The 13,093-nt window shown below is 60.3% G+C and carries 12 protein-coding genes; 4 read left to right on the top strand and 8 right to left on the bottom strand.

Annotated features, from left to right (window positions below; all coding sequences use genetic code 11):
- Positions 1–21 precede the first annotated feature (21 nt).
- Positions 22–273 carry a hypothetical protein gene (locus tag BMY45_RS19995; RefSeq protein ID WP_092400562.1) on the bottom strand — a complete coding sequence of 84 codons (252 nt, stop codon included), beginning with the start codon at positions 271–273 and terminating at the stop codon, positions 22–24.
- 136 nt (positions 274–409) lie between these two features.
- Here BMY45_RS19995 and nhaR point away from each other — a divergent pair, with 136 nt between their 5' ends.
- Positions 410–1,306: a transcriptional activator NhaR gene (gene nhaR, locus BMY45_RS19990; protein WP_047228504.1), complete on the top strand. Its 897-nt coding sequence runs from the start codon at positions 410–412 to the stop codon at positions 1,304–1,306.
- Here the strand turns inward: nhaR and BMY45_RS19985 are convergent.
- A complete protein-coding gene (locus BMY45_RS19985; RefSeq protein WP_092400560.1) occupies positions 1,303–2,460 on the bottom strand; it encodes an MFS transporter in 1,158 nt (385 codons plus the stop codon). The genes nhaR and BMY45_RS19985 overlap by 4 nt on opposite strands.
- 283 nt (positions 2,461–2,743) lie before the next feature.
- On the opposite strand from BMY45_RS19985, the gene sstT reads away from it, so the two are divergent.
- Positions 2,744–3,976, top strand: a complete 1,233-nt coding sequence (gene sstT, locus BMY45_RS19980) for a serine/threonine transporter SstT (RefSeq protein ID WP_092400558.1) — start codon at positions 2,744–2,746, stop codon at positions 3,974–3,976.
- A gap of 188 nt (positions 3,977–4,164) precedes the next feature.
- Here the strand turns inward: sstT and BMY45_RS19975 are convergent, their stop codons facing one another.
- The gene (locus BMY45_RS19975; RefSeq protein ID WP_092400556.1) at positions 4,165–4,674 is read right to left on the bottom strand and encodes a DUF1993 domain-containing protein; all 510 of its coding nucleotides are present in this window, start codon (positions 4,672–4,674) and stop codon (positions 4,165–4,167) included.
- Between the two features lie 130 nt (positions 4,675–4,804).
- Between BMY45_RS19975 and BMY45_RS19970 the strand changes: the two genes are divergently transcribed.
- Entirely contained in the window at positions 4,805–5,452 is a 648-nt protein-coding gene (locus tag BMY45_RS19970) for a YceH family protein (protein WP_092400554.1), read from the top strand.
- Positions 5,453–5,538: 86 nt separating this feature from the next.
- Here the strand turns inward: BMY45_RS19970 and BMY45_RS19965 are convergent, their stop codons facing one another.
- Positions 5,539–6,360 (bottom strand): shikimate 5-dehydrogenase, encoded by an 822-nt coding sequence (locus BMY45_RS19965; RefSeq protein WP_092400552.1) that lies wholly within the window; start codon positions 6,358–6,360, stop codon positions 5,539–5,541.
- A gap of 161 nt (positions 6,361–6,521) precedes the next feature.
- On the opposite strand from BMY45_RS19965, the gene BMY45_RS19960 reads away from it, so the two are divergent.
- On the top strand, positions 6,522–6,872 hold the full coding sequence (locus BMY45_RS19960; protein WP_092400550.1) for a hypothetical protein: 351 nt from the start codon (positions 6,522–6,524) through the stop codon (positions 6,870–6,872).
- Positions 6,873–6,964: 92 nt separating this feature from the next.
- Here the strand turns inward: BMY45_RS19960 and BMY45_RS19955 are convergent, their stop codons facing one another.
- The 4 genes from BMY45_RS19955 to BMY45_RS19940 all read right to left on the bottom strand — a co-directional run bounded on the left by BMY45_RS19955 (position 6,965) and on the right by BMY45_RS19940 (position 12,996).
- Positions 6,965–8,485: a nucleobase:cation symporter-2 family protein gene (locus BMY45_RS19955; RefSeq protein ID WP_092400548.1), complete on the bottom strand. Its 1,521-nt coding sequence runs from the start codon at positions 8,483–8,485 to the stop codon at positions 6,965–6,967.
- A 140-nt stretch (positions 8,486–8,625) separates the two neighbouring features.
- Positions 8,626–9,444 carry an arylamine N-acetyltransferase family protein gene (locus BMY45_RS19950; RefSeq protein WP_092400546.1) on the bottom strand — a complete coding sequence of 273 codons (819 nt, stop codon included), beginning with the start codon at positions 9,442–9,444 and terminating at the stop codon, positions 8,626–8,628.
- A gap of 111 nt (positions 9,445–9,555) precedes the next feature.
- Complete coding sequence (gene xth / locus BMY45_RS19945) at positions 9,556–10,350, bottom strand: exodeoxyribonuclease III (protein ID WP_092400544.1); 795 nt, start codon at positions 10,348–10,350, stop codon at positions 9,556–9,558.
- A 69-nt stretch (positions 10,351–10,419) separates the two neighbouring features.
- Positions 10,420–12,996, bottom strand: coding sequence for a bifunctional diguanylate cyclase/phosphodiesterase (locus BMY45_RS19940; protein ID WP_092400542.1), 2,577 nt, complete (start codon positions 12,994–12,996; stop codon positions 10,420–10,422).
- Positions 12,997–13,093 lie beyond the last annotated feature (97 nt).

The following is a 13,093-nucleotide window of genomic DNA, read 5'->3' as shown; positions in this document are numbered from 1 at the left end:
TCCTGACTCGATATGACGGGGTTAGAGGGTTTGGGTGGAGGTTTCGGATTCTTCAGCTTCATCCGCCGGCTTCTTCTTGGGGCTGATCAACCCGCCAGTGGCCTCGCTGATAGCCTGTTCCGCGGCCTTATGGGTGTCATCGATTGCCTGCTTGGCCGTTTCAGCGGCTTGCCCCATCAACTGCTGGGCACTTTTTTCGGCCTGTTCGCAGCCAACGAGGGCGATTGAAGACACTGCCAACAAGGCCGCCACACCCAGGGTTTTGTACGTCATGGATAAATGCCTCTCAGGAATAAACAGAGCAACAAAGGTGGCTCACCGATGGCCCGGCATTCTAGAGAGATGAATACTTCAGAAAAATTCGTATTTTCAGCGGTTATACTTCGGTTTTTACGAATCGGCGTGCCTTATGCTCAATTACCGACAGTTGCATTACTTCTGGGTGGTGGCCAAGACCGGCAGCATCGTGCGGGCCTGCGAGCAACTGAACCTGACACCACAAACCATCAGCGGGCAGATTTCGCTGCTCGAGCAAACCTTTAACATCAAGTTGTTTCGCCGCGTCGGGCGACAGTTGGAACTGACCGAGGCTGGCCGCCAGACGCTGCCCTATGCCGAACACATGTTCCAGTTGGGTGGCGAACTGGAGCTGATGCTCCGGGCCCAACCCAATGAGCAGCAGACGCTGTTCCGGGTCGGGGTCGCGGATGTGGTGCCCAAGTCCATCGTCTATCGGCTGCTGGCGCCGACCATGGAGCTCAGTGAGCCGCTGCGCATCACCTGCCGCGAAGACAAACTCGAGCGGCTGTTGGCGGACCTGGCGATCCAGCGCCTGGACCTGGTGATCTCCGACAGCCCGATGCCGACCCACCTGGATATCAAGGGTTATAGCCAGAAGTTGGGAGAGTGCGGGATCAGCTTCTTTGCCACCGCTGCGCTGGCCGAGCGCTACGGGCAGGATTTTCCCCGCAGTCTGCAGGATGCCCCACTGCTGATTCCCGGTGCCGAAACCGTGGTACGCAGCCGCTTGCAACGCTGGTTCGCCGAGCAACAGATCCAGCCGCGCATCGTCGGCGAATTTGACGACAGTGCGCTGATGCAGGCCTTCGGGCAATCAGGCAGCGGAATTTTCATCGGCCCGAGCGTGATCGCCGAAGAAGTTCAGCGCCAGTACGGCGTTCAGGTGATCGGCCAGACCGATGCGGTCAGCGAGTCGTTCTATGCCATTTCCGTGGAGCGCAAGGTCAGTCATCCGGGCATCGTCGCCATCGCCGAAGGCGCGCGACGCGAGCTGTTCAGCGCTTAGCACTCTGCGCAGGCGGCACGGGGCTTGAAGGTCATCAGCAACAACGCCAGCAGGATCGATATGAGGATGAAGCCGGACGCGGCGAAACCAACGCTGCCCAGGCCCAGGGTATCGATGACGCGCCCACCGACCATCGCCCCCAGGCCAATTCCCAGATTGGCCCCGGCGATGTTCAGCGATGCGGCAAAGGCTGGAGCCTCAGGCGCGGCCTTCATCAGTCGTACATGACTGACCAGGAACAGGGCCGCCTGGGTCACTCCCCAGATGCCCATCGCTGCTGCCAGCCCGACGGTCGAATGAATGCTCGGCACCAACGCCACCATGCCGCCAATCAGGAACAGACAAAACACCATCGAGGCGATCAATGGATGCCGATCCACCGCGCGCCCGCCCAAGGAGTTGCCCACCAGCCCCACGGCCCCGAAACCCATCAGGCACCAGCCCACGAGTGTGCCGTCGAACCCGGCCAGGCGCTCGAGGATATCGGCCAGGTAGGTGTACGCGGTGAACATGCCGCTGAACACCAGGATCGACAGCAGCACATGGCCCTGCATCAACGGGCTGCGCAAGATCTTGAGTTGCGAACGCAAACTGACTTGACGCTGGTGCAGATTGGTTTTGGGCAGGTAGATAAACAGCAGCAAAGCCTTGGCGAACGCAATGAACGCCAGGATCGCAAAGGCGCTGCGCCAGCCGAACGCATCAGAAATCAGCGTGCCTACCGGAATACCGAACACCGTGGCACAGACAATGCCGAACCCGATCCGGGCGATGGCCCGCCCGGCAAACTGCGGCCCGACAATGTCCACTGCCGTTTCACTGGCCAATGCCCAGAACACCGGCAGCCCCAGGGCTGGGATCAAGCGGGCGATGGCCATTACGCCGATATTGGGCGCCAGAGCCGCCAGTGTGTTGGCCAGACCAAACATCACCAACACGCTGATAAACAGCTTGCGCCGCTCAAAGCGAGCGAACCAGGCGGTCAGAAACGGCCCGAATGCCGCCACGGTAAATGCAAACAGCGTCACCAGCAGCCCGGCCTGGGCAATCGTGACTTGCAGGTCGCGGGCAATGGATGGCAACAGGCCGACGATGATGAATTCGGTGGTCAGCACTGTAAAACCAGCCGCCGACAACAGAAAAACAGACAACATGCAGAACTCCAGCAAAACAACGACACCAGCGTCAGCCCAGAAGGGCCGCTGGCAGAGTAGAAAGGGGATTGCCCAAAAGCCTAACAGAATGTGCCCCTCAGACAAACGCGTGTGAACGCCCAAGCGACGGATCGTCACAGGTCCGTCAGATTTTTCAACCGGCTGTGATAAAGTCCGCGGCCTGCAAACGCCGTACTTTCTTTTCGGTCCCGCTCATGTGGCCTGCCCGCTTGTTGCCCTGAGGGGTCGACCGTTGCACACAAAAAAAATCAGAGATGCCGTTATGACTGCTTTGTCCCCTTCCGTTCTACACCGCCTCAAACGCACCGGCCTGGTGACGCAAATCGTCATCGGTCTGATCGCCGGCATCATCCTGGCGTGGCTGGCGCCGGACCTTGCCAAGTCCACGGCCTTCATCGGTAAGGTCTTTGTCTCAGCGCTCAAGGCCGTGGCACCGATCCTGGTGTTCGTGCTGGTCATGGCGTCGATCGCCAACCACAAGCACGGTCAGGAAACCCATATCCGACCGATTCTCTTCCTGTACCTGCTCGGCACTTTTGCAGCCGCAGTGGTCGCGGTGGTTGCCAGTACCCTGTTTCCGTCCAGCCTTGTCCTGGTCTCCCATGACGTCGCCGTCACCGCCCCCGGCGGCATTGGCGAAGTACTGCAGAGTTTGATGCTCAGTGTGGTGGACAATCCGGTCAGCGCCCTGATGAATGCCAACTTCATCGGCATTCTGGCCTGGGCCATCGGCATGGGCATTGCCATTCGCCATGCAGGCGAAACCACCCGTACCGTGCTCGGGGACCTGTCCAACGGCGTGACCGTGATCGTGCGCGTGGTCATCTGCTTCGCCCCGCTGGGGATCTTCGGCCTGGTGGCTTCTACCCTGGCAACCTCAGGTTTCAGCGCATTGCTGGGCTACCTTCACCTGTTGACCGTGCTGATTGGCTGCATGCTGTTCGTGGCGCTGGTGATGAACCCGCTCATCGTATTCTGGAAGCTGCGTCGCAACCCGTACCCACTGGTCTTCACCTGCCTGCGCGAGAGCGGCATTACCGCGTTCTTCACCCGCAGTTCGGCGGCGAATATCCCGGTCAACCTGGAACTGAGCAAACGCCTGGGCCTGCACGAAGACACCTATTCGGTATCGATCCCGCTGGGCGCGACCATCAACATGGCCGGCGCCGCCATTACCATCACCGTACTGACCCTGGCGGCGGTGCATACCCTGGGTATCGTGGTGGACGTGCCGACAGCCGTGCTGCTGAGCGTCGTCGCGGCCATTTGTGCCTGCGGCGCGTCCGGAGTGGCCGGGGGTTCGCTGTTGCTGATTCCCCTGGCATGCAGCCTGTTCGGCATTCCCAGCGACATCGCCATGCAGGTGGTCGCCGTGGGCTTCATTATCGGTGTCCTGCAGGATTCGGCGGAGACTGCGCTCAACTCCTCTACCGATGTGCTGTTCACCGCGGCGGCTTGCTTGGGTGAGGAAGAGAAACTCGCTCATAAGGCGTAACAAATGCGTTGGCTGTACGGACGTCATCGCGAGCAGGCTCGCTCCCACAGGTTTTGGGCACACACAAAGCCCATGTGGGAGCGAGCCTGCTCGCGATAGCGGTGGTACATCCGCCGCAGATCTGAAAAACAAACACCAAAAAGCCCGGGACGGCCCACACCGTCCCGGGCTTTTTCATGCTGGCGGGTTTAGAACGCGCCCATGTAGTCGCGTTTGCCCACTTCTACGCCATTGTGGCGCAGCAGCGCGTAGGTGGTGGTGACGTGGAAGAAGAACTGCGGCAGACCATAGGTCAGCAGATAGTTCTGGCCGGTGAAGCGTTTTTCCTTCGGCGTGCCCGGACGGGTGACGATCTCGATGCCTTCCTTGCCATCGATCTGCTCGGGGCTGATACCGTCGATGAACGCCAATACCTTGGCGATCAAGGCTTGCAGTTCGGCAAAGGTGGTTTCGCTGTCGTCATATTTCGGCACTTCAAGCTCGGCCAGGCGCGCAGATACGCCTTTGGCAAAATCCACCGCGATCTGCACCTGGCGTACCAGCGGGAACATGTCCGGGTACAGGCGGGCTTGCAGGAACGCGTTCGGGTCGATGTTTTTCGCAGTGGCGTGGGCTTCAGCCTTGTTCAGGACATCACTCAGGGCGTTGAGCATCTGCTTGAAAACCGGGATGGAAGCGGCGTACAGGGAAATAGTCATGGCGATCTCATGCAGGTGGCAGGAAAGGACAAATCAAACGGGTGCGATTATAGCCACGCCTTATTGCACAGCTTGTCTTTTATTGCGCAAGGATTAGGCTAGGCGGCTTCCACAGCAGAGGGAACGCGCGATGAGTATCGAAGAACAAAGCCCGGCCGAAGAACCGCGGCTCAACAGCACGGAAATCCGCATTCTCGGCGCGCTGGTCGAAAAGCAGGCCACCAACCCTGAGACCTACCCGCTGACGCTCAACGCCCTGGTGCTGGCCTGCAACCAGAAGACCAGCCGTGAGCCGGTCATGAACCTCAACCCGGGCCAGGTCGGCCAGAGCCTGCGTGCACTGGAAGGTCGCGGCTTTACCAAACTGGTGATGGGCAGCCGCGCCGACCGCTGGGAGCATCGGGTCGACAAGGCCCTGGAGCTGGTGCCGGCCCAAGTGATTCTGATGGGGTTGCTGTTCTTGCGCGGCCCGCAGACAGTCAATGAACTGCTGACCCGTAGCGGTCGGATGCACGATTTCGAAGACACTGAACAGGTGGTGCATCAGCTTGAACGGCTGATTGCCCGTGGCTTGGCGCTGTTGGTGCCGCGCCAGCCCGGCCAGCGGGAAGACCGCTACATACACGCCATGGGCGACCCGGCGGATATCGAAGCGATCCTCGCCGCCCGCCAGCATCCCGTGGAGCGTGGTGCCGGCAGCGGCGTGTCACTGGAGCGCATCGAAGAACTCGAAGCGCGGATCGCCGCACTGGAGGAGCGTCTGGCCAGGCTGGAATAGCCGTGTAGGAGCTGTCGAGTGCCACGAGGCTGCGATCTTGTTCCAGACAATTGAGTCGAGAGCGAAAGATCAAACTCCAAAGATCGCTACGCAGCCCGGGCGAACGCCACGGCCTTCTTGAATTGTTCCGCGCTGGGCCGCACGCCGGTGTACAGGACAAACTGCTCCAGGGCCTGGATCGCAATCACTTCGAGCCCGGTGATGACCCGTTTGCCCTCAGCTTGGGCGCGCACGATCAGCGGCGTTTGCGACGGGATCGCCACCACATCGAACACCGTCTCGGCGGCTGCGATGGTGTCGGGCTCGAACGCCAGTTGATCGGCTTCCGGGCCACCGGTCATGCCGATCGGCGTGACGTTGATCAGCATCTGCGGCCGTCGCTGCCCCAGTTCAGCCTGCCACTCGTAACCCAGGGAGCCGGCCAAGGCTCGCCCGGCGGTTTCGTTGCGGGCCACGATCAAACCGTTTTTATAGCCGCCGTCGCGCAAAGCGCTGGCCACCGCCTTGGCCATGCCGCCGCTGCCGCGCAGAGCAAAGGTTGAATCCTTGGGCACCGCATGGGTTTGCAGCAATTGGACGATCGCGATGTAGTCGGTGTTGTAAGCCTTTAAATGACCATTGGTGTTGACGATGGTGTTGATGGACTGGATCGCCGCCGCAGAGGGATCCAGCTCATCGACCAGGGCAATGCAGGCCTCCTTGAATGGCATCGACACCCCGCACCCGCGGATGCCCAAGGCCCGAATACCGCCGATGGCACCGGGCAGGTCCTGGCTGCTGAATGCCTTGTAGTAGAAATTCAGCCCCAGTTGCTCATACAAGTGATTGTGAAAGCGCAGGCCGAAATTCCCGGGGCGGCCCGATAGCGACATGCAAAGCTGGGTGTCTTTGTCGGGATTGATCTGCATGCGTGACTCCTTCTCGTAAATAAACCGCTACAGACCTTACACAATATTTACCCAACGGCGCGGCAAATTCTGGAAAAATCGCGGTCAGAGCAAGTATCCCCGCGGCCCTCATTCGGGTCTGTTGCAGACCACAGGCGCCGGGGCCAAAACGAGGAATCGTTATGAACCGTCAACTCCCCATCATCGCCCTGCTCGTGGGGGCACTCGCGGTCACCGGCCAGGCATCCGCCCATGGTCGAGGTGGTTGGGAGGGGCCCGCCGTGTTTGGTGCAATCGTTGGTTCGGCCATCGTCGGCTCAGCGATCATCAACCGTGATCGTCCGGTTTACGTGCAGCAACCGGTGTACGTCCAGCCACAGCCGGTTTATGTGCAGCAGCCGCCACCGGTCTACTACCAGCCACAGCCGGTCTACATCGAGCGCCCTGTCTACTATCGCCCGGCGCCGGTGTATTACGGGCCACCACGGGGCTATTACTACGGCCCACCGCGCGGTCATTACGGGCGCTGGTGATCAGTAAAAGAAAGGCCTGTGATCGAGGATCACAGGCCTTTCTTTCAAGAGACATAAAGCCGAGCAAGCGCCGTCACCACGGGTTTTATCGGCTAGACGTGCTCGCTGCTTTTCAGTCGTACCGGGCCATGCTCTACCGGTGCATGGGCTGCCTCCGCCACCACCGGAATCTCGTTGCCATCGCAGTCGTGCAGCTTGCCGTCACTGAAGTAGTCGCCTTCGCGCAGCGCCGCCAGGTCCTGATAACGCAACACCCGCTCGGTACCGGCGGCGAATACGGACTGCTGATCCGAGTTGCCCCGGGTGAAGTGATTGAAGGCCAGGTTCAGCACGATGGCCATGATCGCCGAAGAGCTGATGCCCGAATGGAAGATCGTCGCGAACCAGCTCGGGAAATGATCGTAGAAATTCGGCGCGGCGATGGGAATCATGCCGAAACCGATGGAGGTGGCGACGATGATCAGGTTGACGTTGTTGCGGTAGTCGACTTTTGACAGCGTCCGGATGCCGCTGGCCGCCACGGTGCCGAACAGCACGATACCGGCACCGCCCAGCACCGAGGTCGGCACCGCCGCGATCACTCGGCCCATGAACGGCAGCAGGCCGAGTACCACCAGAAAGACCCCGCCAGTTGCCACCACGAAACGGCTCTTGATCCCCGTCACCGCCACCAGCCCGACATTCTGGGCAAAGGCGCTCTGGGTGAAGGAGCCAAAGATCGGCGCGATCATGCTCGACAGCATGTCGGCCCGCAGGCCATTGCCCAGACGCCTGGAGTCGACTTTGGTGTCGATGATCTCGCCCACCGCGAGGATATCGGCGGACGTTTCCACCAAAGTCACCATGATCACGATGCACATCGACAGAATGGCCGCGACATGAAAAGTCGGCATGCCGAAGTGGAAGGGTGTGGGGAAGCCGAACATAGGGCCTTGGCTGACGGATGAAAAGTCCGCCATGCCCAGGAATACGGCGATGACCGTACCAATGACCATTGCCAGCAGAATCGACAGCCGCGAGATCGTCGCGCTGCCCATTTTGCTCAGCAGCAGCACCAGAACCAGGGTGACGGCGGCCAAACCGATATTGGCCATGCTGCCGAAATCGGCGGCGTGGCTATTGCCACCCATGGCCCAGCGCGCCGCGACCGGCATCAAGGTCAAGCCAATGGTGGTGATGACGATGCCGGTGACCAGCGGTGGAAAGAACCGGGTGATTCGCGAGAACACCGGGGTAATCAGCAAGCCAATCAAGGACGCGGCGATCACCGCTCCGAGGATGGCCTGGAATCCCCCTTCTCCGCCGCTGCCGACAATCGCCACCATGGTCGCAACGCCGGAAAACGAAACGCCCTGAACGAGGGGTAACTGACAGCCAAAAAACGGCAGGCCAAGGGTTTGCAACAATGTTGCCAGCCCCCCTGCAAACAATGACGCCGCGATCAACAGGCCGATGTCCGCCGGAGACAAGCCGGCGGCCTGACCGATGATCAATGGCACAGCGACGATGCCACCGTACATGGTCAACACATGTTGCAGGCCGTAAGCCATATTCGCGCCGACGCCAAGGTTTTCGTCCTCGGGCCGTGGGAGTGAAACATGGGGCGTTTTCATGGTTCGGGAGTTCCCTGTTTTTTGTTATGCGCACACTGTATTCAAAATTCAGGACAAATGTCCATAGAGTTGTATACAACTTGCTGCACAACACCCCTTCTCTCCCGTGAACCCTTCCGCCCCCCTGCTACCCCACTCCGTTACAGCAGCCCGACCAGGGCGGGCCGTAAAAGCTCACGTGGCGGTACACGCAGACCAAATTCGTTCTCCAGCAGGTCGATCAGTTCGTCGGCGTCGGTGATTGTCTGGCGCTCGCTCTGCTCGCCTATCCGGTGCAAGGCATAGCTGTTGCCGTTGAGGGTCTTGCGCAATCCATCGCCAGTGCGAGCCACCATCAACCGGCCCATGAACGGCGATTCGGGGTGGTTGCTGACATACCAATTGCCCACGGTGTAGTCGATGTCTTCCTGGCGCTGCAGATCGAACAGGTACATCGGCCGCCATTCGTCGGCCACGCAGGCACGGAGCAGATAACCGTCTGGGTGAGCCTCGATACGATAGGGTTCGTGGGGAGTGGCCTGGGTATCACGACTGTCCAGCAGCAGCGGCGCGGTCGGCACCATGCCGCCGAAGCCGACATCGGTGGTGTAACGCACCCCGTCAAGCGTCACCAGACTGAGGCGGTGGGTGCGGGCGGGCCAGGCACCCTCGGGGGCATTCATCACCACCCGCCCGGTGATGCCTCGGGCTTCGAAGCCCAGCTCCAGGAGTAGCGCCAGGAACAATTGATTAAGTTCATAGCAGTAGCCGCCGCGGCCTTGCTCGAAGACTTTTCGCTCCACTGATTCGAGGTCAATGGGCACGGGTTGGCCCAGCAGCGTCGAAAGGGTTTCAAAGGGGAACTCGGCGGTGTGGCGTCGTTGAAGCTGGCGCAAGGTGTCGAGGGTCGGGGCTGGCGGTGTGTCGAAGCCCAGGCGTTGCAGATAACGGCCCGAATCGTTCAGTCGGGTTTGGCTCATGAGGATGTCCTTTCCTGTCCAGTGCAGGGCTTACAAAAAGCACGCTGCTGGGATGCAGATATAAGGCATTCCCCTTTGCGAGACAATAACTGGCCAGGAGAACTCGCTCCCTCACCGACGTTTTCGCGAAGCGAGCCGGATCCAGGTGGGAGCATGGTCGCTGGGATGTGGTTGATTCCTGACCCATGCGTCCACGCCCGCCTCGCTCAGGTAAGGACTGGCCGCCGGGTTGAGCAGCAGGTGATCGATGCGCAGCCCGGAGTTCTTTTGCCAGTGCTGACGGAAATAATCCCAGAAGGTGTATACCCGCTCATCCGGGTACAGGTGGCGCAACGAATCGGTCCAACCCTGGTCGAGCAACCTTTGGTAGCACTCGCGGCTTTGCGGTTGCAGCAGTGCATCCTTGAGCCAGGAGCGCGGGTTGTAGATGTCCAGGTCGGTGGGCACCACGTTGTAATCACCCGCCAGCACCACCGGATGATCGCTGGCCTGCAGCCCTTGAGCATAGGCGATCAGCCGTTCGAACCAGGCCAGTTTGTAATCGAATTTGGGCCCTGGCTGCGGATTACCGTTAGGCAGATAAAGGCAACCCACCAGCACGCCATGCACCGCTGCCTCCAGGTAACGACTGTGGCTGTCATCGTCGCCGCCGGGTAAGCCACGGCGGCTCTCCAGCGGTTGCGCATCACGGGCCAGGATCGCAACGCCATTCCAGGACGCCTGGCCGTGCCAGAGCGATCCATATCCCACCGATTCCAGCTGCGCAGCGGGGAAATCCTTGTCCGCTGCCTTGAGTTCCTGCAAGCAGACAATGTCGGGTTTCTCCCGCTCCAGCCACTCCAGCAGATTGGGCAGTCGGGCCCGGATGCCATTGATATTGAAGGTCGCTATGCGCAGGTTTTTCATCGGGCCAGAGCTCCAGAACCAGGACACTAGCTGTGACCGATAAGCCACCGTGGTGGTTGCAACAAACGTTCACGAACCGGTTTTCGACAGCGGCCGGCCGCTCTCGAGCAAATGCGCAAACGCCTGCTTGTCGATCGGCCGACTGAGGAAATAGCCCTGCACTTCGTGGCATTGGTCCGAACCCAGCGAGCCCAGTTGCGCGAGGGTTTCCACACCTTCAGCCGTAACGGTCAAGCCCATGGCCTTGCCCAGGTTGATGATCGCCTGCACCACCGCGCGATCGTTGCTGCTGTTGCTCATGGACGCAATGAAGCGCTTGTCGATCTTGATGCCGTCGAAGGGGTAGGTACGCAGATAGCCAAGTGACGAATAGCCGGTACCGAAATCGTCCATGTTCAAGCGCACGCCCAACTCCTTCAGGGCATTCATGACCTGGAGGGCACCATCTACATCGTTGAGCATCACGTTTTCGGTGATCTCAAGCTCCAGGCGACTCGCCGGGAAACGGGTGTCGATCAGCACCTGACGCACATCTTGCACCACATCGCTGCGCTCAAATTGCGCCGGTGACAGGTTGACCGAAACCATCAGTTCCCCCGGCCAGGTCAACGCGGTTTCACAGGCCTCGCGCAACACCCACCGCGACAGCGGGACAATCAGTTCGGTCTGCTCGGCCAAGGGAATGAACGCGTCGGGGCCCAGCAAGCCCTGGGTCGGATGCTGCCAGCGAACCAGCGCCTCGACGGCCACGATCTCCCGGCCATCGACTTTGTAGCGCGGCTGGAAATGCAGGACGAATTCGTTGTTCTTCACGGCCTGACGCAAGTCGCTTTCCAGTTGCCGTCGATGCTGGATTTGATCGTTCATCTGCGAAGCAAAATAGCACCAGGTTTTCTTACCCTCGGACTTGGCCTGGTACAAGGCGATATCGGCGCAACGGATCAACTCACCCGGTACATAACCCTGGCGGCGGCTGACGGCAATGCCGATGCTGGCGCCAATGTGCAACGCATGGGTCTCGTAATGGATCGGTTGCTGCAGGCTTTCGATCAGTCGCTCACAGAACCGGTCGATCTCGGTGGTGTTTTCCATCCCGCCGAGCACCACCACGAACTCATCGCCCCCCAACCGCGCCACGAGGTCCTGCTCGCGTGTACTGTCGCGCAGACGCTGGGCCACTTCCAGCAGCACCGCGTCGCCGGCCGGGTGACCGAGTGAATCGTTGATCGGTTTGAAATTGTCCAGATCCACCATCAGCAGCGTCAACGGTGCCGAATGCTCCTTGGCCACCAGCGCATCATCCAGGTGCCGGGCCAGCTTGTTGCGGTTTGGCAGGCCAGTCAGCGCATCGTGCAGCGACAGATGCTGTACCTGGGCATGGGCGGCCACTTCGTCAGTGATGTCGCTGGCAGTGCCGCGATAGCCCACCACCTGCGCCTTGTTGTAGATCGGCCGCGCCGACACTCGACAGAAGCGTAATTGCCCGGAATGATCGCGGTAGGAACAGCGCAGGTTGCTGGCGTTCTGTTCTTCGGTCAGCTTGCCCAGCCACAAGGCGATCGGGGTCGTGTCGCAATACAACAGCTGTTCGATGTCCTGGCCCAGCCACTGCTGATCGGAGAACCCGGTGACCGTGTTGAAACGTCCCGACAGATAGGTGATGTGCTGCCGGTCGTCAATTTCCCAGATCCAGTCGGAAGCGGCCTCGGCCACCGCCCGAAAACGCTCTTCGCTGGCTTCAAGGGCCTGGGTCGACATCTCCAGGCTGTCGTAGCTGGCATCCACATGCCGCGCGGTGCGCATGGCGTATCGAAAAAAGTAAGCAGTCAACAACGCCAGAATCAACAGCGCGCCGCCCAGTGGCGGTATCAGCGACCAGAGCAATTGCTGGCCCGGCCGCTCCAGCCGGGACACCAGGCTGTAACCGGTACTGTCCAGCGGCACGGCTGGCTGACCGGCTTGCAGCGCCGTGTCTTGCTTGAGCGTCAGGTCGGTCAGTCCGTAACTTTTACCCAGTTTGCGGAGCTTGACCGGCGTCAGTTGGTCGACGAACAACAGGACCGATGTCCCTTTGGATTCGACCTGGGGGCGCTCGTCATTGGGCAGGATCACCGACGCGGTGACAATGGCGGGCCAGCCTTCGAACAGCGTGTAACGAACCGCAGACACGGTCAGATCGGGTTGCTCCTGAAGCTGCGCCACCAGATCGGCCAGGGGCAGATTCATGTAAGCCGCCGCATCCCCCCGGACATTCTGCCCTCGTACTACCGCGTACTTGGTGCGTTCCCGGTCAATGACAAAAACGCCCTCGTATTCATCGTTGGTGAAGAGCGTCTTGCCCATATTCTGTTCGGTGTAGGCCCATTGCACATCGACCTCATCGTTGAGGTGCTCATAGGCCGTGGTCCAGTAGGTATAACTGGCAATGTAGTTCTTCGAGGCAGTGATACGGTTCTGGAGGGCCCGCTCCGTATAGAAATGGGTCTTGCGCGCATCCTGCGCGTCCAGTTCATGGGCGATATTGAACAGCGCGGCAACGGCCACCAGCACACCCAGGACAAACAAGCCGGCGACGGCCACCACCAGACGACGGGTGATGGGGGTGTGACGCGTAGTATGTGCAGGGGTATCGGCAGCGGTATCCATTGACCTGCTCCTGTCCTATCGACGCTGGCTTCGACGTGTCAGAACAGGCAATCCCGGTGTTCCGTCACGTCCTTGACCTTAGCACCCACTGCCTGAA

It is taken from the genome of Pseudomonas sp. NFACC39-1, from assembly GCF_900110355.1.
Lineage (GTDB): Bacteria > Pseudomonadota > Gammaproteobacteria > Pseudomonadales > Pseudomonadaceae > Aquipseudomonas > Aquipseudomonas tehranensis.
This window is presented reverse-complemented; position numbering and strand designations above follow the sequence as displayed.